Annotated in this window: 23 protein-coding genes; 16 read left to right on the top strand and 7 right to left on the bottom strand. The window is 61.0% G+C overall.

Translation table 11 applies throughout. The features are described from left to right. Positions 1-56: 56 nt before the first annotated feature. A complete protein-coding gene (locus AC0J41_RS25000; RefSeq protein WP_025112041.1) occupies positions 57-809 on the bottom strand; it encodes a DUF2059 domain-containing protein in 753 nt (250 codons plus the stop codon). A gap of 108 nt (positions 810-917) precedes the next feature. Between AC0J41_RS25000 and AC0J41_RS24995 the strand changes: the two genes are divergently transcribed. Both AC0J41_RS24995 and AC0J41_RS24990 read left to right on the top strand, forming a co-directional pair. Next, the gene (locus AC0J41_RS24995; protein ID WP_025112042.1) at positions 918-1,550 is read left to right on the top strand and encodes a 2OG-Fe(II) oxygenase; all 633 of its coding nucleotides are present in this window, start codon (positions 918-920) and stop codon (positions 1,548-1,550) included. A gap of 1 nt (position 1,551) precedes the next feature. Then, complete coding sequence (locus tag AC0J41_RS24990; RefSeq protein WP_025112043.1) at positions 1,552-2,037, top strand: 2-thiouracil desulfurase family protein; 486 nt, start codon at positions 1,552-1,554, stop codon at positions 2,035-2,037. 120 nt (positions 2,038-2,157) lie between these two features. Here the strand turns inward: AC0J41_RS24990 and AC0J41_RS24985 are convergent, their stop codons facing one another. Further along, complete coding sequence (locus AC0J41_RS24985; RefSeq protein WP_473013859.1) at positions 2,158-2,727, bottom strand: transporter substrate-binding domain-containing protein; 570 nt, start codon at positions 2,725-2,727, stop codon at positions 2,158-2,160. A 135-nt stretch (positions 2,728-2,862) separates the two neighbouring features. Between AC0J41_RS24985 and AC0J41_RS24980 the strand changes: the two genes are divergently transcribed. Continuing rightward, positions 2,863-3,288: a DUF4399 domain-containing protein gene (locus tag AC0J41_RS24980; RefSeq protein WP_025112045.1), complete on the top strand. Its 426-nt coding sequence runs from the start codon at positions 2,863-2,865 to the stop codon at positions 3,286-3,288. A 62-nt stretch (positions 3,289-3,350) separates the two neighbouring features. On the opposite strand, the gene serA is transcribed toward AC0J41_RS24980, so the two are convergent. Further along, positions 3,351-4,580, bottom strand: a complete 1,230-nt coding sequence (serA, locus tag AC0J41_RS24975) for a phosphoglycerate dehydrogenase (RefSeq protein WP_025112046.1) — start codon at positions 4,578-4,580, stop codon at positions 3,351-3,353. A gap of 206 nt (positions 4,581-4,786) precedes the next feature. Here serA and AC0J41_RS24970 point away from each other — a divergent pair, with 206 nt between their 5' ends. The 4 genes from AC0J41_RS24970 (at position 4,787) to AC0J41_RS24955 (ending at position 9,088) form a co-directional block, all read left to right on the top strand. After that, a complete protein-coding gene (locus AC0J41_RS24970) occupies positions 4,787-6,181 on the top strand; it encodes an FAD-binding oxidoreductase (RefSeq protein ID WP_473013858.1) in 1,395 nt (464 codons plus the stop codon). A gap of 39 nt (positions 6,182-6,220) precedes the next feature. Then, a complete protein-coding gene (locus tag AC0J41_RS24965) occupies positions 6,221-6,886 on the top strand; it encodes a fumarylacetoacetate hydrolase family protein (RefSeq protein WP_473013857.1) in 666 nt (221 codons plus the stop codon). Between the two features lie 258 nt (positions 6,887-7,144). Further along, complete coding sequence (locus AC0J41_RS24960; RefSeq protein WP_473013856.1) at positions 7,145-8,068, top strand: SdiA-regulated domain-containing protein; 924 nt, start codon at positions 7,145-7,147, stop codon at positions 8,066-8,068. 102 nt (positions 8,069-8,170) lie between these two features. Next, positions 8,171-9,088 (top strand): SdiA-regulated domain-containing protein, encoded by a 918-nt coding sequence (locus AC0J41_RS24955; protein WP_025112050.1) that lies wholly within the window; start codon positions 8,171-8,173, stop codon positions 9,086-9,088. A 149-nt stretch (positions 9,089-9,237) separates the two neighbouring features. On the opposite strand, the gene rpiA is transcribed toward AC0J41_RS24955, so the two are convergent. Beyond that, positions 9,238-9,912 carry a ribose-5-phosphate isomerase RpiA gene (rpiA, locus tag AC0J41_RS24950; protein ID WP_025112051.1) on the bottom strand — a complete coding sequence of 225 codons (675 nt, stop codon included), beginning with the start codon at positions 9,910-9,912 and terminating at the stop codon, positions 9,238-9,240. Between the two features lie 146 nt (positions 9,913-10,058). Between rpiA and ilvA the strand changes: the two genes are divergently transcribed. Both ilvA and AC0J41_RS24940 read left to right on the top strand, forming a co-directional pair. Continuing rightward, positions 10,059-11,573 carry a threonine ammonia-lyase, biosynthetic gene (gene ilvA, locus AC0J41_RS24945; protein WP_025112052.1) on the top strand — a complete coding sequence of 505 codons (1,515 nt, stop codon included), beginning with the start codon at positions 10,059-10,061 and terminating at the stop codon, positions 11,571-11,573. 39 nt (positions 11,574-11,612) lie between these two features. Then, entirely contained in the window at positions 11,613-12,038 is a 426-nt protein-coding gene (locus AC0J41_RS24940; RefSeq protein ID WP_025112053.1) for a DUF2269 domain-containing protein, read from the top strand. 106 nt (positions 12,039-12,144) lie between these two features. Here the strand turns inward: AC0J41_RS24940 and AC0J41_RS24935 are convergent, their stop codons facing one another. Continuing rightward, positions 12,145-12,801: a histidinol-phosphatase gene (locus tag AC0J41_RS24935; RefSeq protein ID WP_473013855.1), complete on the bottom strand. Its 657-nt coding sequence runs from the start codon at positions 12,799-12,801 to the stop codon at positions 12,145-12,147. A gap of 143 nt (positions 12,802-12,944) precedes the next feature. Between AC0J41_RS24935 and AC0J41_RS24930 the strand changes: the two genes are divergently transcribed. Together AC0J41_RS24930 and ptsP are read left to right on the top strand one after the other, a co-directional pair. Next, on the top strand, positions 12,945-13,424 hold the full coding sequence (locus tag AC0J41_RS24930; protein WP_003229203.1) for an RNA pyrophosphohydrolase: 480 nt from the start codon (positions 12,945-12,947) through the stop codon (positions 13,422-13,424). A 22-nt stretch (positions 13,425-13,446) separates the two neighbouring features. Further along, a complete protein-coding gene (ptsP, locus tag AC0J41_RS24925) occupies positions 13,447-15,735 on the top strand; it encodes a phosphoenolpyruvate--protein phosphotransferase (RefSeq protein WP_025112055.1) in 2,289 nt (762 codons plus the stop codon). Between the two features lie 108 nt (positions 15,736-15,843). Here ptsP and AC0J41_RS24920 read toward each other — a convergent pair whose 3' ends face one another. Continuing rightward, positions 15,844-16,590, bottom strand: coding sequence for an NRDE family protein (locus AC0J41_RS24920; protein ID WP_473013854.1), 747 nt, complete (start codon positions 16,588-16,590; stop codon positions 15,844-15,846). 130 nt (positions 16,591-16,720) lie between these two features. Here AC0J41_RS24920 and AC0J41_RS24915 point away from each other — a divergent pair, with 130 nt between their 5' ends. The 3 genes from AC0J41_RS24915 (at position 16,721) to AC0J41_RS24905 (ending at position 19,434) form a co-directional block, all read left to right on the top strand. Further along, positions 16,721-17,503: a sulfite exporter TauE/SafE family protein gene (locus AC0J41_RS24915; protein WP_025112057.1), complete on the top strand. Its 783-nt coding sequence runs from the start codon at positions 16,721-16,723 to the stop codon at positions 17,501-17,503. Between the two features lie 93 nt (positions 17,504-17,596). Next, complete coding sequence (gene lgt / locus AC0J41_RS24910; RefSeq protein WP_473013853.1) at positions 17,597-18,412, top strand: prolipoprotein diacylglyceryl transferase; 816 nt, start codon at positions 17,597-17,599, stop codon at positions 18,410-18,412. Between the two features lie 50 nt (positions 18,413-18,462). After that, positions 18,463-19,434, top strand: a complete 972-nt coding sequence (locus AC0J41_RS24905) for a thymidylate synthase (protein WP_025112059.1) — start codon at positions 18,463-18,465, stop codon at positions 19,432-19,434. 124 nt (positions 19,435-19,558) lie between these two features. On the opposite strand, the gene cadR is transcribed toward AC0J41_RS24905, so the two are convergent. Further along, positions 19,559-20,008, bottom strand: a complete 450-nt coding sequence (gene cadR / locus AC0J41_RS24900) for a Cd(II)/Pb(II)-responsive transcriptional regulator (protein ID WP_025112060.1) — start codon at positions 20,006-20,008, stop codon at positions 19,559-19,561. A gap of 84 nt (positions 20,009-20,092) precedes the next feature. On the opposite strand from cadR, the gene AC0J41_RS24895 reads away from it, so the two are divergent. Both AC0J41_RS24895 and AC0J41_RS24890 read left to right on the top strand, forming a co-directional pair. Beyond that, on the top strand, positions 20,093-22,354 hold the full coding sequence (locus AC0J41_RS24895) for a heavy metal translocating P-type ATPase (RefSeq protein WP_473013852.1): 2,262 nt from the start codon (positions 20,093-20,095) through the stop codon (positions 22,352-22,354). 16 nt (positions 22,355-22,370) lie between these two features. Then, positions 22,371-23,234 (top strand): LysR family transcriptional regulator, encoded by an 864-nt coding sequence (locus AC0J41_RS24890; protein ID WP_473016033.1) that lies wholly within the window; start codon positions 22,371-22,373, stop codon positions 23,232-23,234. Positions 23,235-23,365: the final 131 nt, after the last annotated feature.

The raw sequence follows: 23,365 nt of genomic DNA, 5'->3' as shown, positions 1-23,365 counted from the left end.
ATTCCAGCATGTGGGAGCGGGCTTGCTCGTGAAGGCGGCCTGTCAGGCGATAAAGATCACTGGCCAAGGCTTGAAGCGCTTTGCCCCACCGCCAGCCCCGCGCGAATCGCCGCGAGTGCCGCCTGGTAATACGCCTTGCCCTCGGTAGATTCGGCAAACGTCGCGAACTGCTCCAGTTCGTCATCCGACAGATCACGGTAAACGTAGAGCAGGGTGTTGTTCATGTCGGCGCCGATCTGATCCATCAGGCGCTGGCGCTGGCCGTTCAACATGCCTTGCGCCTGACCGCCGCCGAGCAGGCCCGGAATCATCGAACTCAAGCTGTCTGCCGCCACGCCGGCAATCGCCAGGCTGACTTCGGCGCCGGCCTCGCGTGCCGGCAGCGCTTGCGCCAGATGGCCGATGATCAGCAGGCGGCTGTCGCTGGCCTGCATCTTCGGCAGGCCCTTGGCGTTCTTCGCCAACTGATCGCGGCGGGTCGCCAGCAACTCGGCGGCGACGATCTTGCGGCCCAGTGGCGACTGGAAAAAGGTCAGCGCCGGTTGTGGATCGGCAAGGTGCTGGCGCAGTTGCGCTTCGGCACGCTGATCCATGGCCTGGGGGGCGAAGCGCTGGTTGCTGTTGTTGACCAGGGCTTGAAACACCGCAGGCGGCAGGTTGTTCTGATAGCGCTGCTGCGCGGCACTCAGGGCGTCATTGAAATGCGCACGTTGATCTGGCCAGCCGGCGATCTTGTACAGCTGATCGTGGCCGTCCGCCCAGGCGGGCAAAACGCAGAACATCAACAGTGAAAAAAGCAAACGGCGCATAGGGACTCCTGTCAGCAGCGGACTATTCTCCGTGCGGTGCCGGTACTTGTCGAGAATTCGTGGCAAGCCGCTGCGTGGCTCTGTCGGATTTCTTGCCGCAGGCATACTATGCGCGCCATGCAAATATCCTCTGAACACCCGCTGCTGTTACGCATCGTCGACGACCTGGCCGAACATGGCTGGTCGCAGCAGAACATTTTCCTGCCCGCGGGTTTGACCCGTGAGCTGGCGGCCGAGTGCCGCAAACGTGAGGCCGAGGGTGAGCTGGCGCCGGCGGCGGTGGGCCGTGGGCCATTTTCGGAGATTCGCGAGGGCATTCGCGGCGACCACATCCAGTGGATCGACCCGGGGCAGGCCGAGGCCAGCGACCGTTATCTGAACCTGATGGACAGCCTGCGCGAGGCGCTCAATCGCGGGTTGTTCCTGGGGCTGGAAGATTTCGAGTGTCACTTCGCCCTCTATCCGCCGGGCGCGTTTTACCGCAAGCACGTCGACCGCTTCCGCGATGATGACCGGCGCATGGTTTCGGCGGTGGTCTACCTCAATGACGCGTGGCTGCCGGAAGACGGCGGTCAGTTGCGCATGTACCTGGGGGAAGACCGGGTTCATGACGTGCAGCCCACTGGCGGCTGTCTGGTGGTATTCCTCTCCGGTGAAGTGCCGCACGAAGTGCTGCCGGCAAACCGCGAGCGCCTGTCGCTGACCGGCTGGTTCCGCCGCCGTGGCAACGAGCCGTTCTGATATGCAGAAGATTCTGGTCAGCCGCTGCTTGCTGGGCCACCGTGTGCGTTACGACGGCGGAGCCAGCGGGCCATTCGATCTGCTCGAACAGTGGATCGCTGAAGGGCGGGTGGTGCCGTTGTGTCCGGAAGTCGCCGGAGGCTTGCCGACCCCACGTGCCGCGGCGGAAATTCCGGGTGGGCAGGGCGTCGAAGTGCTTGATGGCACGGCGGCGGTGATCACCAGCGAAGGCGAGGACGTCAGCGCGCAGTTTCTCGATGGCGCGCGGCAGGCGCTGGCACTGGTGCAGAAACATGGCATCCGTGTGGCGGTGCTCAAGGCCAACAGTCCTTCCTGCGGGAACTTGCTGACCTATGACGGGACGTTCAGTGGGGTGAAGGTCACCGGCGAAGGCGTAACGGCCGCGTTGCTCAAACGGCATGGGGTGCAGGTATTCAGTGAGTTGGAATTGCCGCAGGCCGCAATGGCCCTGACTCAACCCGACTAAAAGCCCAGCGCAGACCCCCTGTAGGAGTGAGCCTGCTCGCGATAGAGATCTATCAGCACATCCATGAATGACTGACAGACCGCTATCGCGAGCAGGCTCACTCCTACAGGGTTTGTGTGTTCATTTGGGGTCGGTGAGCCACTTTTGCGACAACGCCGCCAACCGCCCATCCGCCTTGATCCGCTGCAGCGCACCCGCAAGGCTGGCCTGAAACGCCGGATTACCCTTCTGAAACGGAATCGCCAACTCCACCGGTGTCGCCGCTTTCGGCTTCTCTTCAGTCAACGTCTGCACCAGCACCATCGGCCGTGGCTGTTCGTCCTTCTTCGCCCACAGCTGCGAATCGACCTTGCCGTAGGACTCGCTGAAATCGAAACGATCCTTGAGTTCAGGTGTCAGTGCTATGTGATTGAGCGCAACGTCGTACTTGCCGCTTTCCACGCCCTGGAGCAAGTCTGCTTCGTCAGTGACGATGAAGTCGGCGCGTACATCCAGCTCGTTGGCCAGTTGTTGCCCCAGCTCGACCTCGAACCCCGTGAGTGTGTCGCCGTCCTTGAAATTGAAGGGCGGTGTATTAGCCTCAAGGGCGATGCGCAATTCGCCACGGTCGTTGACGTCATCAATCAGTTCGGCGTGAGCCAATGGGCTCAAAAGGGGTAGCAGGCAGATCAGGCCAGGCAGAAAACGCATGGTCACTCCTTTGAAATCATTATGGCGACGCTCTGAGTCAGGCTCGCTTTGCTATGGTTGTCGAGTGCCTTCGACAACGAATGGTCATGAAGTTGTCATGACCGCGCGGATTTTACGGAAAAACTGGAGAAGAAAATGAAAAGCTTTATGTCACGTGCAGCGTTGGCTGGTGTGCTGATGGGTGTTTCGGTGTTGGCCAGTGCGGCCACCCCGGCCCCGAAAGGCGCCGAAGTGTTCATCGTTTCTCCCGAGGACGGGGCCACGGTTTCGCAAACCTTCACCGTCAAGTTCGGAACCAAGGACGTCGCACTGGCACCCGCCGGTGATGCCACTCCGAATACCGGCCACCATCATCTGCTGATCGACGCCAAGGACATTGTTCCGGCAGGCGCCGTGGTACCGACCGACGCCAATCACATGCATTTTGGCAAGGCTCAGACCTTCGCGGAAATCAAACTGGCCCCGGGCAAGCACACCTTGCAGCTGGAGCTGGGTGACAAAAATCACATGGCATTCGATCCACCTGTCGTCTCGAAGAAAATCACCGTCAACGTCGAATAAACGTTTCGGCGTGCATGAAAAAGGGAGCCCGAAGGCTCCCTTTTTTGTCGCTCAACGCAGGATCAGAACAGCACGCGGCTACGGATGGTGCCGTTGACGTGTTGCAGCTTCTCTTGCGCCAGCTCCGAGTACTCGGCGTCGACGTCGATCACCACGTAACCGACTTTCTCGTTGGTCTGCAGGAACTGACCGGAGATGTTGATGCCGTTTTCGGCGAAGACCTTGTTGATCTCGCTCATCACACCCGGGATGTTCTCGTGGATGTGCAGCAGGCGGTGCTTGCCAGGGTGAGCCGGCAGGGCCACTTCCGGGAAGTTCACCGACGAAACGGACGTGCCGTTGTCGCTGTACTTGACCAGTTTTTCCGCCACTTCCAGACCGATGTTGGCCTGCGCTTCAGCGGTGGAGCCGCCGATGTGCGGGGTCAGGATCACGTTGTCCAGGCCACGCAGCGGGCTTTCGAACTCTTCGTCGTTGGAGCGTGGCTCCACCGGGAATACGTCGATCGCTGCGCCGATCAGGTGCTTGTCCTTGATCGCGTCCGCCAGGGCGTCCAGTTCGACCACGGTGCCGCGCGCGGCGTTGATCAGGATGCCGCCCTTCTTGATGGCGCGGATTTCCTTCTCGCCGATCATCCACTGGGTCGCAGCGGTTTCCGGAACGTGCAGGGTGACGATGTCGGACATGCCCAGCAGTTCGTGCAGGTTGCCGACCTGAGTGGCGTTGCCCAGCGGCAGCTTGGTCACGGTGTCGTAGAAGAACACCTGCATGCCCAGACCTTCAGCCAGAACCGACAGCTGCGTACCGATCGAGCCGTAACCGACGATGCCCAGTTTCTTGCCACGGATCTCGAAGGAGTTGGCTGCGGACTTGATCCAGCCGCCACGGTGGCAGGAAGCGTTTTTCTCAGGGATGCCACGCAGCAGCAGGATCGCTTCGGCCAGCACCAGTTCCGCTACGGAACGGGTGTTGGAGTACGGCGCGTTGAACACGGCAATACCGCGCTCACGGGCAGCACTCAGGTCAACCTGGTTGGTGCCGATGCAGAAACAGCCGACTGCCACCAGCTTCTTCGCGTGATCGAAGATCTCTTCGGTCAGTTGGGTGCGCGAACGAATGCCGATGAAGTGAGCGTCAGCGATCTTTTCCTTGAGCTGGGCTTCCGGCAAGGAACCTGTCAGGTATTCGATGCTGGTGTAGCCCGCCGCCTTGAGGACGTCGACAGCCGATTGGTGGACGCCTTCGAGAAGAAGGAACTTGATCTTGCTCTTATCGAGAGAAGTCTTGCTCATCTGCGTAAACCTGTATCCCGGAGAAAAATGGCAGGGAGGGGAGCAGCCTGGAGCTGACCCAAACGGCAGGAAAGCCGTCACCGCAGAACTGGCCTTGGGCACTGGCCTGCGGGGTCGGTATGCTAGCATAGCCTCCCCGCTAAACACTCATTCCTGCGACGTGAAGCGTTCTCAGGATGACCATGAATTGTTCGAGAGTTCTGTCGATGACCAATCCTGCCCTGATTGATGAACTGAAGACCCTGGTCGAGCCTGGCAAGGTCCTGACCGACGCCGACTCCCTGAACGCGTACGGCAAGGATTGGACCAAGCACTTCGCCCCGGCGCCGAGCGCCATTGTATTTCCCAAGACCATCGAGCAGGTGCAGGCGATTGTCCGTTGGGCCAACGCCCACAAAGTGGCGCTGGTGCCATCCGGCGGGCGAACCGGTCTTTCTGCGGCCGCCGTGGCCGCCCATGGCGAAGTGGTCGTCTCGTTCGACTACATGAACCAGATCCTCGACGTGAACCTCACCGATCGCACGGCTGTTTGTCAGCCGGGCGTGGTCACCGAACATTTGCAGAACGTCGCTGAAGAGAAGGGCCTGTACTACCCGGTAGACTTCGCTTCTGCCGGTTCCAGTCAGATTGGCGGCAATATCGGCACCAATGCCGGCGGAATCAAGGTGATTCGCTACGGCATGACCCGCAACTGGGTGGCGGGCATGAAAGTCGTCACCGGCAAGGGCGACGTGCTGGAACTGAACAAAGACCTGATCAAGAACGCCACCGGTTACGACCTGCGCCAGCTGTTCATCGGCGCTGAAGGCACCCTCGGTTTCGTCGTCGAAGCGACCATGCGCCTCGATCGCGCACCGAAAAACCTCACCGCGATGGTCCTTGGCACCGCCGATTTCGACTCGATCATGCCGGTGCTGCACGCCTTCCAGGGCAAGCTCGACCTGACTGCGTTCGAATTCTTTTCCGACAAAGCCCTGGCCAAAGTCATGGGCCGTGGCGACGTGCCGGCGCCGTTCGAAACCGACTGCCCGTTCTACGCGCTGCTGGAATTCGAAGCGACCACCGAAGAAGTGGCCAACAGCGCCCTGGAAACCTTCGAACACTGCGTCGAACAGGGTTGGGTGCTGGATGGCGTGATGAGCCAGAGCGAAACCCAGCTGCAGAATTTGTGGAAGCTGCGCGAGTACATCTCCGAAACCATCTCGCACTGGACGCCGTACAAGAACGACATCTCGGTAACCGTCTCGAAAGTGCCGGCATTTCTGCAGGAAATCGACGCGATCGTCGGCGAATACTATCCAGACTTCGAAATTGTCTGGTTCGGTCATATCGGTGACGGCAACCTTCACCTGAACATCCTCAAGCCGGATAACCTGAGCAAGGACGAGTTTTTTGCCAAGTGCGCGACCGTCAACAAGTGGGTGTTCGAAACCGTCGAGAAATACAACGGCTCGATTTCCGCCGAGCACGGCGTGGGCATGACAAAGCGCGACTACTTGACGTACAGCCGTTCGCCGGTCGAAATCGAATACATGAAAGCGGTCAAAGCGGTGTTCGACCCGAACGGCATCATGAACCCGGGCAAGATCTTCGCGTTTTGATTGGCAATCCCTTGAATCAATGAAGGCAGGAGTCGGTAAATGAGCTATCAGCACCAGTATGTCGACGGCACGCGCATCCACTTTCCGATCGGGAAAGTCGTGTGCATTGGCCGTAATTACGCCGAACACGCCAAGGAACTGGACAATCCGGTCCCTACCGAGCCATTGCTGTTCATCAAGCCGGGCAGTTGCGTGGTGCCGCTGGACGGCGGTTTCAGCATTCCGACCGAGCGCGGTTCGGTGCACTACGAAGCGGAAATCGCTGTGCTGATCGGCAAGCCGCTGTCGACCAGGCCGAGCCGCGAAGAAGTGCTGGACGCGATCTCCGGTTTCGCCCCGGCGCTGGACCTGACCTTGCGCGACAAACAGGCCGAGCTGAAATCCAAGGGCCTGCCGTGGGAAATCGCCAAGTCGTTCGACGGTGCGGCCGTGATCGCCCCGTTCGTGGTTGGTAGCACCTTCGCTGACCTGACTGACATCGGCATCCGCCTGACCATCAATGGTGAAGTGCGTCAGGACGGCAACAGCAGCGCGATGCTCAATCCGATCGTGCCGATGATCCAGCACATGGCCGGCTGCTTCTCGCTGCAGGCCGGCGACGTGATCCTCACCGGCACGCCAGTGGGTGTCGGCCCGCTGAATGTCGGCGACGACATCGTCCTGGAACTGCCGGGTGCGAGCAGCTTCACCAGCAGCGTACGCTGACCCGCTGCAATGCCTCTGTAGGAGTGAGCCTGCTCGCGATAGCGGTCTGTCCGTTAACGAAAGTGTTGACTGAGCCGACGCTATCGCGAGCAGGCTCGCTCCTGCAGTTGTTCTGTGTAGTGGCCCGCAAAGCCGAAGGGCAATCCCGCCATTTGCCGTTTTTTTCACATTCTGTCCGGATAATTCCTCTCATTCTGGCGTCTGAGCCGGCCTCTTTGTGCTATTACCCATAGCCTGAATTTTCGGAACGCGTCCCTGATGTCAGCTCAAACTCAGCTCAATCCTCCTCGTCGCTCACGTTTTGCCCTGCGTTGGTATGTCTGGCTGTTGCTGGTGCTCGCCGCCGCTTATGGTCTGGCGTTTGCCATGCATTGGGATGACCGTGGCCTGCTTTGGGTGCGCGAGCGTTTCGAGAGCCAGACCGAACAGAAGGCCAGCGTCTGGCTGCCGGACTATCGGGCGGTCATTGACGGCAAGCTGCTGCCGGGCATGGAAAAGGACGAGGCTTCGGACCTGTCCTATAACCCGCAGACCAAAACCCTGTTTTCGGTAATGGGCAAGAACCCGTTCCTGGTCGAACTGACCTTGCAAGGTGATGTGCTGCGCAAGATGCCGCTGGTGGGCTGGATCAATCCGGAAGGCGTGACCGTGATGGAAAACGGCCTGATGGCGATCGTCGATGAACGCGAACACCTGCTGACCATCGTCAAGGTCGATGCCAGCACCCGCGAACTGAATATCGCCGACTTCCCGAAATACGACCTCGGCCCGTCGAAAAATCAGAACAAGGCGTTTGAAGCCATTACCTGGGATCCGCGCAACCAACAGTTGCTGCTGGGCGAAGAGCGCCCGCCGGCGTTGTTCACCTGGAAAAGCGACGGCAGCCAGATCCTCAAGGGCGACAAGCAGAAGCTGGCCAGTAACGAGCTGGATATCCGCAACCTCTCGGCGCTGGCGATTGACCCGCGTACCGGCCACACCCTGGTGCTGTCCGCCGACTCGCACCTGCTGCTGGAGCTGGACGAGAAGGGCGAGCAGGTCAGCTTCATGACCCTGCTCGGCGGCTTCAACGGTTTGAAGAACACCATTCCCCGCGCCGAAGGCGTGACCATGGACGAGGCTGGCACGCTGTACATGGTCAGCGAGCCGAACCTGTTCTACCGCTTCGAAAAGCAGAAGTAAGCCCATCGGCCCCGGCTTGTGGTCACGGGCAAGTGGCCATTAAGCTTCAGTTCAGACAGGCGTGATATTTCATCCGCCTGTTTTGATCCAGAGCCTGCCCGAATGCGTCGACTTGCCCGTCCCAAGCCCCTGTTTGTCATCCTGTCGGTGATGGCCCTGATCGCGTTGCTCGTGATCGGCCAATACTTGCGCCTGTTCGAGCGCGCCTGGTTCAACCTGCACACCCTGTGGCAGCCGTTGAGCAGCGAAGCCATCGGCCTGGATCAGTACCGGGTCGAGGTCGAAGCCAGGGTCATCGACGGGCTGAACGATGATGTGTCGGCGCTGACCTACGATCCGGTGCGTAACAGCCTGTTCACCGTGACCAACAAAAATGCCGAACTGGTCGAGTTGTCGCTCGAAGGCAAAATCCTGCGGCGCATTGCACTGATCGGCTTTGGTGATGCGGAAGCCGTCGAGTTCATCAGCGCCGACACGTATGTGATCACCGACGAGCGTCAGCAACGCCTGATCAAGGTCCATCTGCAGCAGGACACCACGTTCCTCGATGCGGCAGATGCCGAACAAATGACCCTCGGCGTACACATGAGCGGCAACAAGGGCTTCGAAGGTCTGGCGTATGACTCGGTGGGCAAGCGCCTGTTCGTGGCCAAGGAGCGTGATCCGATGCTGATTTATGAGGTGCATGGTTTCCCGCACTTCAATCCGGAAAAGTCCTACGCCGTGCACGTGATCAACAACCCCAAGCGCGATGCCGGAATGTTCGTGCGCGATCTGTCGAGCCTGCAATACGACGAGCGCAGCGGCCATTTACTGGCGCTGTCCGACGAGTCGGGGCTGATTCTGGAGCTGGATGTGGATGGGCGCCCATTGAGCACCTTGTCGTTGAACAAGGGTCGGCAAGGCTTGCAGAAGAGGGTGCCGCAAGCCGAAGGCATTGCGATGGATGATGACGGGACGTTGTATCTGGTGAGCGAGCCGAACCTGTTTTACGTCTTCAAGAAACCAGCGCAAAACTGACTGACACCGCAAAAAACCGAATGTGGGAGCGGGCTTGCTCGCGAAAGTGGTGGAACAGTCGACATCTGCATTGACTGAACCACCGCTTTCGCGAGCAAGCCCGCTCCCACAGGGAGTGCACTTGCCTACAAGAATGTGGGCAGGCTGGCTTACTCAGCCTTGAGGGTTTTCACGCCTTCGCTTGTACCCAGCAGCAACAGGTCCGCCGGACGCGCCGCGAACAGGCCGTTGGTGACCACGCCGACGATTGCGTTGATCTGCGCTTCCAGCTCCACCGGGTGGGTGATCTGCAGGTTGTACACATCAAGAATGATATTGCCGTTGTCGGTCAGCACGCCTTCGCGGTACACCGGGTCGCCGCCCAGCTTCACCAACTGGCGGGCAACGTGGCTGCGGGCCATCGGAATCACTTCGACCGGCAGCGGGAATTCGCCCAGCACCGGCACCAGTTTGCTGGCGTCGGCGATGCAGATGAAGGTCTTGGCCACGGCCGCGACGATCTTCTCGCGGGTCAGGGCTGCGCCGCCGCCCTTGATCAGGTTCAGGTGGGCGTCGCTTTCATCGGCGCCATCGACGTAGAACTCCAGGTCGCTGACGGTGTTCAGCTCATACACCGGAATCCCGTGGCCCTTGAGGCGTGCAGCGGTGGCTTCGGAGCTGGCGACGGCGCCATCGAACGCGCCCTTGTGCTGGGCCAGTGCGTCGATGAAGCAGTTGGCGGTGGAGCCGGTGCCGACCCCGACGATGCTCTTGTCGTCGAGTTTCGGAAGGATGAAGTCGACGGCGGCCTGAGCCACTGCCTGTTTGAGTTGATCCTGGGTCATGCGGGCTCCGGAAGCGGGCAAGGTAAGTACGGAAAGGCCGGCATTATAGCCTCAAGCCGGGCTAAAACCTCTGGATTCGTGTGGTCGCCCGGGCAAAAGCCGGGTTAGACTCGTTGGTCCCGCCCAATCGCCAGTGATGCTTTCCGATGCTCGAACAGTACGTCAAAAAGATCCTCACCTCGCGCGTTTATGACGTTGCCGTAGAAACCCCGCTGCAGAACGCTCGCCAGCTCTCCGAGCGGCTGGGCAATGACATTTGGCTCAAGCGTGAAGACTTGCAGCCGGTGTTCTCGTTCAAAATTCGCGGCGCCTACAACAAGTTGACCCAGCTGACCGACGAAGAGCGCGCCCGTGGCGTGGTCACCGCGTCGGCGGGCAACCATGCGCAAGGTCTGGCGTTGGCGGCGAAAGTGCTCGGCGTGAAAGCGACCATCGTGATGCCCAAGACCACCCCCGAGATCAAAGTCGAAGGCGTGCGTTCGCGCGGCGGCAAAGTGGTGCTGCACGGTGACTCGTTCCCGGAGGCGCTGGCCTACTCGCTGAAACTGGTCGATGAAAAGGGTTACGTCTACATCCACCCGTACGACGATCCGCACACCATTGCCGGGCAGGGCACCGTGGCGATGGAGATTCTGCGTCAGCACCCGCAACCGCTGGACGCGATCTTCGTCCCGGTCGGTGGCGGCGGCCTGATTGCCGGCATCGCCGCGTACGTGAAATACCTGCGCCCGGACATCAAGGTCATCGGCGTCGAGCCGGACGACTCCAACTGCCTGCAAGCGGCCATGGCTGCCGGTGAGCGCGTGGTGCTGCCGACCGTGGGCATCTTCGCCGATGGCGTAGCGGTGGCGCAGATCGGCCAGCACACCTTCGATATCTGCAAGGACTACGTCGACGAAGTGATCACCGTCAGCACTGACGAGATCTGCGCGGCAATCAAGGATATCTACGACGATACCCGCTCGATCACCGAACCTGCCGGCGCCTTGGGCGTGGCCGGGATCAAGAAGTACGTCGAGTTGCGCGGTGTCAGCGGCCAGACCTTCGTGGCCATCGACTCCGGGGCCAACGTCAACTTCGACCGCTTGCGCCACGTCGCCGAGCGCGCCGAACTGGGCGAGGGCCGCGAAGCGATCATCGCCGTGACCATCCCTGAGCAGGCCGGCAGCTTCAAGGCGTTCTGCGAAGCGATCGGCAAGCGCCAGATCACTGAATTCAACTACCGCTACAACACCGGCAGTGAAGCGCACATCTTCGTTGGCGTGCAGACTCATCCGGAAAACGATCCGCGCAGTGCACTGCTGGCGAGCCTGACCGAGCAAGGGTTCCCGGTTATCGACCTGACCGACAACGAACTGGCCAAGCTGCACATCCGTCACATGGTCGGTGGGCGCGCGGCGCAAGTGGTCGATGAAGTGGTGCTGCGCTTCGAATTCCCGGAGCGTCCGGGCGCGCTATTCAACTTCCTCAACAAGCTCGGCGGGCGCTGGAACATCTCGATGTTCCATTACCGCAACCATGGTGCGGCGGATGGTCGTGTCGTCGCGGGCCTGCAAGTGCCTCATGACGAGCGTCATCTGGTGCCGGCGGCGCTGGCGGAAATCGGTTACCCGTACTGGGATGAAAGCGACAACCCGGCCTATAAGCTGTTTCTTGGCTGAGCGGCTACGCTGATGGGCAGGCCATAAGGAAATCGAACAATGGAAACGTTAACCGCCCTGAAAACGGCGCACATGGTGGCGACGGTGGTGTTGCTGGCCAGTGCGCTGGGTCTGGGAGTCTGGGTTTTACTGGCAAGACGCAAAGGTGACACAACGGCCGCCAGCCGCACCTTGCAACGGCCTCGAGTGTTCATCTGGCTGTTGATGGGGCTGGCGCTGTTGAGCATGCCGTTCACCGGCTGGGGGATGGTGCATCTGGTCGGCTGGCCGTTGGGGCAGACCTGGCTGCTGGCCTCAAGCGTGCTGTACACCGTGGCGGCGTTGACGTGGTTCTGGCTGCTGGTGCGCTTGAATCGCTTGCGCAAGACGCCGGGTGGTGTCGGCAAGTTCAGTTTTGCCTTGGCGTTGTTCAGTTTTGTCTGCTTTATCGCCATTGCCGGGTTGATGGGCGCCAAGCCTGTTTAAGGCTTCACCCCGAGTCGACCCCATTCGGGAGCAAGCCCCCTCCCACATTGGATTTGTGTTGTAAACACGATCCCCTGTGGGAGCGGGCTTGCTCGCGAAGGCGATATCAGTCGCGCAACGAAATCACCGGCCAGCCACGTTTCTCGGCCTCGGCGCGCAGATTCGGATCCGGGTCAACCGCCACCGGGTTCGCCACCTGCTCCAGCAGCGGCAAATCATTCATCGAATCGCTGTAGAAATAGCTGTCATCCAGCGAATGTCCGGTCTCTGCCAGCCAGCGATTCAGGCGCGTCACCTTGCCCTCACGGAAGCACGGAATATCGGTGCTGCGCCCGGTGTAGCGGCCATCGACCATCTCGCATTCGGTGGCGATCAGGGTTTCAACGCCCAGGCGCACGGCAATCGGTGCGGTGACGAAGCGGTTGGTGGCGGTGATGATCACCAGTTTGTCACCGGCGTCGCGGTGCTTTTTCAGCAGTTCCAGCGCCTTGGGCAGTACGATCGGTTCGATGCAGTCGCGCATGTAATCGTTGTGCCACTGATCGAGCACGGCCATTTCGGTGCGGCCGAGGATTTCCAGGCAGAAGTTCAGGTACGCGGCGTTATCCAGTTTTCCGGCCAGGTAGTCCTGATAGAACTCGTCGTTGCGCGCCTTGTACGCGATCGGGTCGAGGAAACCGCGTTCGCACAGATAGTCGCCCCAGGCGTGATCGCTGTCGCCGCCCAGAAGGGTGTTGTCCAAATCGAATAGAGCCAGGCGCATTGCAGTTACCCGCTGAAAAGTCAGTAAAAAGGTGACAAGAATACGGTCTTTTCACAAGAGTGCACATAAGGTAGGAACCTTCGTTGCCGCCTTATCAACCTTTGTGGAACAATGCGGCGACATGCGTTTGCGAGGTTGTTGCCGTGATCGACCCCGATGGTTTCCGCCCCAATGTCGGGATCATTCTGACGAATGACGCCGGCCAGGTGCTGTGGGCTCGCCGTATCAATCAAGATGCCTGGCAGTTTCCGCAAGGGGGAATCAACCCCGAGGAGACGCCGGAAGACGCCTTGTACCGCGAGCTGAACGAAGAAGTTGGCCTGGAACGTGAAGATGTTGAAATACTGGCCTGTACTCGGGGCTGGTTGCGCTATCGTTTGCCGCAACGTCTGGTGCGTACCCACAGCCAACCGCTGTGCATCGGCCAGAAACAGAAATGGTTTCTCCTGCGCCTGATCTCCAACGAGCAGCGGGTGCGGATGGATTTGACCGGTAAACCGGAGTTCGATGGCTGGCGCTGGGTCAGCTATTGGTATCCGTTGGGCCAGGTGGTGACATTCAAGCGCGAGGTGTATCGCCGCGCCCTCAAAGAGCTTGCCCCGCGCCTTTTAGCGCGCGACTGACGACGGAGTTCGACCCCGAGCCATGCTCAATACGCTGCGCAAGATCGTCCAGGAAGTTAACTCCGCCAAGGATCTCAAGGCGGCGTTGGGGATTATTGTGTTGCGCGTCAAAGAGGCCATGGGCAGCCAGGTCTGCTCGGTCTACCTGCTTGATCCCGAGACCAACCGCTTCGTCCTGATGGCCACCGAGGGCTTGAACAAGCGCTCGATCGGCAAGGTCAGCATGGCACCCAACGAAGGTCTGGTGGGTCTGGTCGGCACGCGTGAAGAACCCCTGAACCTCGAAAACGCCGCGGATCACCCGCGCTACCGTTACTTCGCCGAGACCGGCGAGGAGCGCTACGCCTCCTTCCTCGGGGCACCGATCATTCACCACCGCCGCGTCGTCGGCGTGTTGGTCATCCAGCAGAAAGAACGCCGCCAGTTCGATGAGGGTGAAGAAGCCTTCCTCGTGACCATGAGCGCGCAGCTCGCCGGGGTAATCGCCCACGCCGAGGCCACCGGTTCGATCCGTGGTCTGGGCCGGCAGGGCAAGGGCATTCAGGAAGCCAAGTTCGTCGGCGTGCCGGGTTCGCCGGGCGCGGCGGTCGGTACGGCGGTGGTCATGTTGCCGCCGGCAGACCTGGACGTCGTCCCGGACAAGCACATCACCGACATCGACGCCGAACTGGCGCTGTTCAAGACCGCCATCGAAGGCGTGCGCGCCGACATGCGTGCATTGTCGGCCAAACTGGCGACCCAGTTGCGTCCGGAAGAACGCGCACTCTTCGACGTCTACCTGATGATGCTCGACGATGCCTCGCTGGGCAGCGAAATCACCAATGTGATCAAGACCGGCCAATGGGCCCAGGGCGCGCTGCGCCAGGTCGTGACCGATCACGTCAATCGTTTCGATTTGATGGACGACGAGTACCTGCGTGAGCGGGCGTCGGACGTCAAGGATCTGGGCCGCCGCCTGCTCGCCTACTTGCAGGAAGAGCGTCAGCAGAACCTGGTCTACCCCGAAAAAACCATTCTGGTCAGCGAAGAGCTGACGCCGGCCATGCTCGGCGAGGTGCCGGAAGGCACGCTGGTCGGTCTGGTGTCGGTACTCGGTTCGGGTAACTCCCACGTCGCGATCCTGGCCCGGGCCATGGGCATTCCGACGGTGATGGGCCTGGTCGACCTGCCGTACGCCAAGGTCGACGGCATCGAAGTGATCGTCGATGGCACCCGCGGTGAGGTCTACACCAACCCCAGCGACGTACTGCGCAAGCAGTTCGCCGAGGTGGTCGAAGAAGAGAAACAACTGGCGCTGGGCCTCGACACCCTGCGCGATCTGCCGTGCGTGACCCTCGATGGCCACCGCATGCCGCTGTGGGTCAACACCGGCTTGCTGGCCGATGTGGCGCGGGCACAGAAGCGTGGCGCTGAAGGTGTCGGCCTGTACCGCACCGAAGTGCCGTTCATGATCAACCAGCGCTTCCCGAGCGAAAAGGAGCAGTTGGCGATCTATCGCGAGCAGCTCGCCGCGTTCCATCCGCAACCGGTGACCATGCGCAGCCTGGACATCGGCGGTGACAAGTCGCTGTCGTATTTCCCGATCAAGGAAGACAACCCGTTCCTCGGCTGGCGCGGGATTCGCGTCACCCTCGACCACCCGGAAATCTTCCTGGTACAGACCCGCGCGATGCTCAAGGCCAGTGAAGGCCTGAACAATCTGCGGATCCTGCTGCCGATGATCTCCGGTACTCACGAACTCGAAGAAGCCCTGCACCTGATCCACCGTGCCTGGGGTGAAGTGCGCGATGAAGGCACCGACGTGCCGATGCCGCCGATCGGGGTGATGATCGAAATTCCGGCAGCGGTGTATCAGACCAAGGAACTGGCGCGGCAGGTGGACTTCCTGTCGGTCGGCTCCAACGACCTGACCCAATACCTTCTGGCGGTAGATCGCAACAACCCGCGAGTGGCCGATCTCTACGACTACCTGCACCCGGCCGTGCTGCAAGCCCTGCAAACCGTGGTGCGCGACGCGCATGCCGAGGGCAAGCCAGTGAGCATCTGCGGCGAAATGGCCGGTGATCCGGCGGCGGCGGTGCTGTTGATGGCGATGGGCTTCGACAGCCTGTCGATGAACGCCACCAACCTGCCGAAGGTCAAGTGGATGCTGCGCCAGATCAACCTGAGCAAGGCCAAGGATCTGCTGGCGGAGCTGATGACCATCGACAACCCGCAAGTTATCCACAGCTCGCTGCAACTGGCGCTGAAGAATCTCGGGTTGTCGAAGATCAATCCCGCCGGCGGTCAACAAAGCCCTCTAAAACCTTGAGGGCCTCTTCGCGAGCAAGCCCGCTCGCACATTTGACCGAGTTCTACCTTTGGAATGTGGTCGAATGTGCGAGCGGGCTTGCTCGCGAAGGCGTCAGTTCAAACGCTGCTAAACAGCAATCTCCACCTCACCCAAATGCCCGCCATACGGCCCAAAGCTGCGTTCCACCATCCGCCGCGTCCCGTCGGCCTGCACAATCAACGCGGTACTCGCCCGCGTGCCGTAACTCTGGCTGGCAATAAACACACTCGACAACAATGATTCGGTCACCAGCCCGACCCCGGTGTCCGGCAGCTCGGCAAACGGTGCGGTCTGCGCATCGCCCAGCAGCGCCAGCAACCGCGCAGGCTGTGGATCATCCAGCACCGTGCTCAACGCTGCCTTGGCCTTGAGCAGTTTCGGCCACGGCGTATCCAGACCGGCATTCGATAGCCCGTAAACCCCGGGTTCGAGCATCACCGGCTCGCACGTCCGCGCATTGAAGTGCCATAGCTCATGGCTATTGCCCAGCAGCAAGTTGAACCCCGCGTACTCCGGTGATCGGCCAACGACATCGCTCAAATAATCATCAAGCGACGCATCGCCCGTGAGAAACCGCGCCACCAGTTCTCCCCGCGACTTGCGCGCCGGCGGCTGGTGCGGGTCGCGGATATTGGTCAACGCGGCAAAGCGCCCGTTGGCGCCGATCCCCAGCCACGTGCCGCCCGCTTCCAGATCGCGACCGGCATGTACGTGCGGCGCGTGCGGCCATTGCGCCAGCGGCAGGCTCGGCCGGGCGTAGAACTCGTCACGGTTGGCCGCGACGATCAGCGGCTGGGCATGGCCCGGGCGCCAGGCGAAAACAATCAGGCACATAAGGTGGTCCTTGTGTGTTTTTTGCTCACTCTACGCAGTCGTCGTCCGTGCATCCATCGTAAGTGGAGCCAAAGGGCATGCATCCGTTACCATGCCGCTCCGGTTTTGGGGATGCGTCTGGGAGACGGTCATGGAATTTCTGCTCTATCTGGCGTTGGGCGCCTGTGCGGGCGTGCTGGCCGGGCTGTTCGGGGTTGGCGGCGGGATCATTATTGTCCCGGTGCTGGTGTTCAGTTTTACCTTGCAGGGATTCGATCAGTCGATCCTCACGCACCTGGCGGTAGGGACATCGCTGGCGACCATCATCTTTACCTCGGTCAATGCCGTGCGCGAGCACCATCGACGCGGTGCGGTGCGCTGGCCGATCTTCATGTGGATGACCGTGGGCATTCTCCTCGGCGCCGGTTTCGGTGCGCTGACGGCTGAGGCGATCTCCGGGCCGAATTTGCAGAAGATCATCGGCGTGTTCGCGCTGGTGATTGCCGTGCAACTGGCGCTGGAGGTCAAACCCAAGGCCAGTCGAACGGTGCCGGGCAAACTTGGTCTGACCGTGGCCGGCGGTGTGATTGGCTGGGCCTCGGCGATTTTCGGGATTGGTGGCGGGTCGCTGACCGTGCCGTTCCTGACCTGGCGCAGCGTGCCGATGCAGCAAGCGGTGGCGACGTCGTCGGCCTGCGGTTTGCCGATCGCCGTGGCCAGTGCATCAAGTTTCATGATTCTGGGCTGGCATGATCCGTTGTTGCCGCCGCATAGTCTCGGTTTTGTCTATTTGCCGGCGCTGCTGGGCATTGCCCTGACCAGCATGGTCTTCGCCCGCATCGGCGCGCGTCTGGCGCACAAGTTGTCGCCGCGCTTGCTGAAAAGGCTGTTCGCCGCTTTGCTGTTCTGCGTGGGCCTGAATTTCCTGCTCTGACCTTCTGGTTCAGAACAGGCCGCAATCCTGGCTTAATCTTGAGGTGGCAGCGTCGCCCGGGAATTTTGGTTTCAACTCTAACGAGGAGTCGCAATGCTGCCTTACCCGCAGATCGACCCGGTGGCCCTGGCCATCGGTCCGCTGAAAATCCACTGGTACGGCCTGATGTACCTCGTCGGCATCGGCGGCGCATGGCTGCTGGCGTCGAGCCGGCTCAACCGATTCGACCCGACCTGGACCAAGGAGAAACTCTCCGATCTGGTGTTCTGGCTGTCGATGGGGGTGATTGTCGGTGGACGTCTGGGCTACGTGCTGTTCTATGACCTGAGCGCCTACATCGCCAACCCGACGCTGATTTTCGAAGTGTGGAAGGGCGGCATGTCGTTCCACGGCGGGTTCATTGGCGTGATGCTCGCGGCGGTATGGTTCGGCAAGCGTAACGGCAAGAGCTTCTTCCAGCTGATGGACTTTGTCGCGCCAATGGTGCCGATCGGCCTGGGCGCCGGACGGATCGGCAACTTCATCAATGCCGAGCTGTGGGGCAAGCCGACCGATGTGCCGTGGGCGATGATCTTCCCGCCGTTCAGCGATCCGGCGCAGCTGCCGCGTCACCCGTCGCAGCTGTATCAGTTCGCGCTCGAAGGCGTCGCGCTGTTCCTGATCCTGTGGTTGTTCTCGCGCAAGCCGCGTCCGACCATGGCGGTATCGGGCATGTTCGCGCTGTTCTACGGCATCTTCCGTTTCATCGTCGAGTTCGTCCGCGTACCGGACGCGCAACTGGGCTATCTGGCCTGGAACTGGCTGACCATGGGGCAGGTTCTCTGCGTGCCGATGATCGTCGGCGGATTGTTCCTGATCTGGCTGGCCTATCGTCGTGCGCCGGCAGCGCCGGTTGCGCCGACGGCTTAAACTACGAACCCCGGCGCGCGACGCCGGGGCTCAAAGGACACAGGTAACTCATGAAGCAATATCTCGAACTGGTCTCGCACGTCATTCAGAACGGCACCAAACAGGCCAACCGTACCGGCATCAACACCATCAGCTTCCCGGGTGCGATGCTGCGTTTCGATCTGCAGGAAGGTTTCCCGGCGATCACCACCCGCAAGATGGCCTTCAAATCGGCCATCGGCGAGATGTGCGGCTTTTTGCGTGGCGTGAACAACGCCGCTGAATTCCGTGCGCTGGGCTGCAAGGTCTGGGACCAGAACGCCAACGAAAACGCCCAATGGCTGGCCAACCCGTTCCGTCAGGGCGAGGACGACCTCGGCGAAATCTACGGTGTGCAATGGCGCAAATGGCCTGCGTACAAGCAGATCCCGGTGAGCAACACTGCCGCTATCGAACAAACGCTGAGCAACGGCTACAAGCAGATCGCCCAGGGCGAGGAAGACGGCCAGGCCTACGTGGTGCTGTACAAAGCCATCGATCAGGTGCGCCAGTGCGTCGACACGATCATCAACGACCCGGGCAGCCGCCGCATCCTGTTCCACGGCTGGAACTGCGCCCAGCTCGATGAAATGGCCTTGCCGCCGTGTCATCTGCTGTACCAGTTCCACCCGAACGTCGAGACCAGGGAAATCTCCCTGACCCTCTACATCCGTTCCAACGACCTGGGCCTGGGCACGCCGTTCAACCTCACCGAAGGCGCCGCGCTGCTGAGCCTGATCGGTCGCCTGACCGGCTACACGCCGCGCTGGTTCACCTATTTCATCGGCGATGCGCACGTCTACGAGAACCACCTGGACATGCTCAACGAACAGCTCAAGCGCGAGCCGTTCGCCATGCCGAAGCTGAAAATCTCCGACCGCGTGCCGGAGTTTGCCAAGACGGGTGTGTATCAGCCGGAGTGGCTGGAGCTGGTGGAGCCGAGCGATTTCTCGCTGGAAGGTTATGAGCACCATGCGCCGATGACCGCGCCAATGGCGGTCTAAAGGTTTCACGCAATACCCTGTGGGAGCGGGCTTGCTCGCGAAGAGGGTGTGTCAGCCAACACATAATTGACTGACACACCCTCTTCGCGAGCAAGCCCGCTCCCACATTGGTAATCGGGTGTTCTTAATGGCCGTGGCTGCGGCCCACATGCGAATGCTCGACTTCCGTCGCGACAACCCCGCCGCTCACTTCCAATCGCTGCAAAATTCCGCATTGATCCGCCCCCGGCCCTTCGCCACAGCGTTGGCGCAGGTCGAGCAGTTGTGTCTGCAACGCCAATAACCCATCGATCCGCGCCTTCACATGCTGGATATGTTCGTCGATCAGTGCATTGACGCTTTCGCACTGGTCCTGCGGACTGTCACGCAACGCGAGCAGGCTGCGGATTTCTTCGAGGGTCATGTCGAGGGTGCGGCAGTTGCGGATGAACGTCAGGCGTTCGGCATGGGCCTGGGTGTAGACGCGGTAGTTGCCGTCGCTGCGGGCCGGTTCCGGCAGCAGGTTTTCGCGCTCGTAGTAGCGGATGGTTTCCACGGCGCAGTCGGTGAGTTTGGCCAGTTCTCCGATCTTCATGACGGCAATCTCCAAAAGGGTGCTTGACCCTATAGTGGCTACAGGGTCTTTACTTGGCAACAGGCACCTTCATGGACGCGACCAATGAGCGATTCCCAGCATACCCACAAACCCGGCGACGGGCACGATCACAGCCATAGTCACAAGCTGCAGCCTGTGCATAAACATGACCACGGCGGTGATTCCTGCTGTTCATCAAAAGCCGCGGCGCCGGCATTGGTGCAACTGAGCGAAAAGACCAGCGCTGACGCCCGACTGAGCAGTTTCCGCATCGAAGCGATGGACTGCCCGACCGAGCAGACGCTGATCCAGAACAAGCTCGGCAAACTGGCCGGCGTGCAGCAACTGGAATTCAACCTGATCAACCGTGTGCTCGGCGTGACGCATAACCTGCCGGGTACCGAGCCAATCACTGAGGTGATCAAATCCCTCGGCATGCACGCCGAGCCGCTGGAGGCAGGCGTCGAGGCGCCGGCACCTGCGCCGGTGAAAAAGCACTGGTGGCCATTGGCGCTGTCCGGTGTCGGTGCGCTCGCTGCCGAAGTTATCCACTTCACCAATGCCGCGCCGACCTGGGTGGTGGCGATCATTGCGCTGGTATCGATCCTCAGCGGTGGCCTGACCACCTATAAAAAGGGCTGGATCGCCCTGAAGAACCGCAACCTCAACATCAACGCGCTGATGAGCATCGCGGTGACGGGGGCGGTGCTGATCGGGCAGTGGCCGGAAGCGGCGATGGTGATGTTCCTGTTCACCGTGGCTGAGCTGATTGAAGCGCGTTCGCTGGATCGCGCCCGTAATGCCATCAGCGGTCTGATGCAGATGACCCCGGAACAGGCCACGGTGCAGCAAGCCGACGGCAACTGGATCGAACAAGAGGTTAAAAGCGTCGAAATCGGCGCCCGGGTGCGGGTAAAACCCGGCGAGCGTATCGCGCTGGACGGTGAAGTTGTCAGCGGCAGCTCGACCATCGACCAGGCACCGATCACCGGTGAAAGCCTGCCGGTGGAGAAAACCGTTGGCGACAAAGTCTTCGCGGGCACCATCAACCAGGCCGGTTCGCTGGAATATACGGTGACCGCTGCGGCGAACAACTCGACCCTGGCGCGGATCATCCATGCCGTGGAACAAGCGCAGGGCGCGCGCGCGCCGACCCAACGCTTCGTCGATCAGTTCTCGAAAATCTACACCCCGGTGGTGTTCGTCCTGGCGCTGGCCGTGGCAATCATCCCGCCGCTGTTCATGGGCGCGGTGTGGTTCGACTGGATCTACCGCGCATTGGTGCTGCTGGTGGTGGCATGCCCGTGCGCACTGGTGATTTCCACCCCGGTGACCATCGTCAGCGGCCTCGCGGCTGCGGCGCGCAAAGGCATTCTGGTCAAGGGCGGCGTGTACCTGGAGGGCGGTTTCAAGCTCGATTATCTGGCGCTGGATAAAACCGGGACGATTACCCACGGCAAACCGGTGCAGACCGATTACCTGTCGCTGGACCCGACCGCCGACGCCACGGCCCCGGCGATTGCCGCTGCGCTGGCCGGGCGTTCCGACCACCCGGTGTCGTTAGCGATTGCCAACGCGGCTGTGGATAAAAACCTTGCCGTGCTGACGGTGGATAACTTCGAAGCGCTGGCCGGTCGTGGTGTGAAAGGGCAGGTCAACGGCCAGACCTATCACTTGGGTAACCACCGTCTGGTTGAAGAGCTGGGCCTGTGCTCGCCGCAACTGGAAGAAAAACTGTTCGCGCTGGAGAAGCAGGGCAAGTCTGTGGTGCTGCTGCTCGACAGCTCCGGCCCGCTGGCGCTGTTCGCCGTGGCCGACACCGTCAAGGAAACCAGCCGCGAAGCGATCCGCCAACTCCATGATCTCGGGGTGAAAACCCTGATGCTCACCGGCGACAACGTTCACACCGCGCAAGCGATTGCCGCACAGGTTGGCATTGACGAGGCCCGTGGCGACTTGCTGCCGACCGACAAACTGCAAGCCATCGAAGACCTTTATGCACAAGGTCGTCGGGTCGGCATGGTCGGCGACGGCATCAACGACGCCCCGGCACTGGCCCGCGCCGAGATCGGTTTCGCCATGGCGGCGGCCGGTACCGACACCGCGATTGAAACCGCCGATGTCGCCTTGATGGACGACGATCTGCGCAAGATCCCGGCGTTCATCAGCCTGTCGCGCAATACCGCCAGCATCCTGAAACAGAACATCGCGTTGGCACTGGTGATCAAGGCTATCTTTCTTGGGGTAACCTTCGCCGGACTCGCCACCATGTGGATGGCGGTGTTCGCCGACATGGGCGTAAGCCTGCTGGTGGTGTTCAACGGCTTGCGCCTGTTGCGTAAATAAACGATGAGGGATGGTTGTGCTGAGTGCCGAGCTGAAAGCGTTTTACATGGTCGCCCGCCTGGGCAGCATCACGCTGGCAGCGAAGAAACTCGGCCTCAGCCAACCCACCGTGACCACACAGATCCGCAACCTGGAAAGCCAGTATTCGGTGGAGCTGTTCTATCGCGGCGGTCGGCGCCTGAGCGTCAGCGACGAAGGCGCGCGGTTGCTGCCGATGGTCAAGGCGCTGTTGCAGCAGGAGTCCGATATCGAGTTCTTCCTGCGCAACAGCGGTCAGGTGCAGGGCACGTTGCGCATCGCCGCCACTGCGCCGTATTACATCCTCGATCTGGTGAAGACTTTTCGTGAGCGCTTGCCGCAGGTGGAAGTGTCGGTGGAAATCGGCAATTCGCAGCAGGTGCTCGAAGCGCTGGAGGATTACCGGGTGGACGTCGCGGCGTCGTCGCAGTTGCTTGAGGATGCACGGTTGATTCGCCGGGTGCTCGGCACTGATCCGCTGGTGCTGGCGGTGCATCGCAACCATCCGCTGGCGGCGCAGGAGCATGTGGCGTTGAGCGCACTGGCCGGGCACACGCTGTTGATGCGCGAGCCGGGTTCGACCACGCGGCGGCTGACCGAAGAGTTGCTGGCCAGCGCCGGAGTGAGTTTCGGCCCGTTGCTGGAGATCGGCAGCCGCGAGTCGATCCGCGAGGCGGTGCTGCGCAATATCGGCATCAGCATCATTGCCCGCCAGGAAGTGCCGCACGATCCGCAACTGCGCGTGTTGACCATCGAGAATGCGCCGCAGATTCCCGAGTACCTGTATTGCCTCAAGGAGCGCAAGAGCGCGCGGTTGCCGGCGGCGTTTCTGGGGTTGGCGCAAGAGATGTCCCCGGCCTGACTTCTCCATCAACCTTGCTGACCCCTTCGCGAGCACAGGCAACACCTGCCCTGAGAACTGAACCAAAATCCCCGAATACCACTATCGGCCGTTTTTGCCTCACTGCCACATGACGGACGCATTACAACTCT

This window comes from Pseudomonas sp. Arb-4-2C (genome assembly GCF_055755015.1).
Note: the sequence above shows the minus strand (reverse complement) of the source record. Positions and strands in the feature narration are given on the sequence as shown.

Bases quoted from the DNA above. Each gene is read 5' to 3' on its own strand.
- AC0J41_RS24970 (WP_473013858.1), top strand. From the start codon at position 4,787: ATGACCAATCCTGCCCTGATTGATGAACTGAAGACCCTGGTCGAGCCT.
- AC0J41_RS24965 (WP_473013857.1), top strand. From the start codon at position 6,221: ATGAGCTATCAGCACCAGTATGTCGACGGCACGCGCATCCACTTTCCG.
- AC0J41_RS24940 (WP_025112053.1), top strand. From the start codon at position 11,613: ATGGAAACGTTAACCGCCCTGAAAACGGCGCACATGGTGGCGACGGTG.
- AC0J41_RS24915 (WP_025112057.1), top strand. From the start codon at position 16,721: ATGGAATTTCTGCTCTATCTGGCGTTGGGCGCCTGTGCGGGCGTGCTG.
- AC0J41_RS24905 (WP_025112059.1), top strand. From the start codon at position 18,463: ATGAAGCAATATCTCGAACTGGTCTCGCACGTCATTCAGAACGGCACC.
- AC0J41_RS25000 (WP_025112041.1), bottom strand. From the start codon at position 809: ATGCGCCGTTTGCTTTTTTCACTGTTGATGTTCTGCGTTTTGCCCGCC.
- AC0J41_RS24980 (WP_025112045.1), top strand. From the start codon at position 2,863: ATGAAAAGCTTTATGTCACGTGCAGCGTTGGCTGGTGTGCTGATGGGT.
- ptsP (WP_025112055.1), top strand. From the start codon at position 13,447: ATGCTCAATACGCTGCGCAAGATCGTCCAGGAAGTTAACTCCGCCAAG.
- cadR (WP_025112060.1), bottom strand. From the start codon at position 20,008: ATGAAGATCGGAGAACTGGCCAAACTCACCGACTGCGCCGTGGAAACC.
- AC0J41_RS24955 (WP_025112050.1), top strand. From the start codon at position 8,171: ATGCGTCGACTTGCCCGTCCCAAGCCCCTGTTTGTCATCCTGTCGGTG.
- AC0J41_RS24920 (WP_473013854.1), bottom strand. From the start codon at position 16,590: ATGTGCCTGATTGTTTTCGCCTGGCGCCCGGGCCATGCCCAGCCGCTG.
- lgt (WP_473013853.1), top strand. From the start codon at position 17,597: ATGCTGCCTTACCCGCAGATCGACCCGGTGGCCCTGGCCATCGGTCCG.
- AC0J41_RS24990 (WP_025112043.1), top strand. From the start codon at position 1,552: ATGCAGAAGATTCTGGTCAGCCGCTGCTTGCTGGGCCACCGTGTGCGT.
- AC0J41_RS24960 (WP_473013856.1), top strand. From the start codon at position 7,145: ATGTCAGCTCAAACTCAGCTCAATCCTCCTCGTCGCTCACGTTTTGCC.
- AC0J41_RS24995 (WP_025112042.1), top strand. From the start codon at position 918: ATGCGCGCCATGCAAATATCCTCTGAACACCCGCTGCTGTTACGCATC.
- AC0J41_RS24935 (WP_473013855.1), bottom strand. From the start codon at position 12,801: ATGCGCCTGGCTCTATTCGATTTGGACAACACCCTTCTGGGCGGCGAC.
- AC0J41_RS24895 (WP_473013852.1), top strand. From the start codon at position 20,093: ATGAGCGATTCCCAGCATACCCACAAACCCGGCGACGGGCACGATCAC.
- AC0J41_RS24985 (WP_473013859.1), bottom strand. From the start codon at position 2,727: ATGCGTTTTCTGCCTGGCCTGATCTGCCTGCTACCCCTTTTGAGCCCA.
- ilvA (WP_025112052.1), top strand. From the start codon at position 10,059: ATGCTCGAACAGTACGTCAAAAAGATCCTCACCTCGCGCGTTTATGAC.
- serA (WP_025112046.1), bottom strand. From the start codon at position 4,580: ATGAGCAAGACTTCTCTCGATAAGAGCAAGATCAAGTTCCTTCTTCTC.
- rpiA (WP_025112051.1), bottom strand. From the start codon at position 9,912: ATGACCCAGGATCAACTCAAACAGGCAGTGGCTCAGGCCGCCGTCGAC.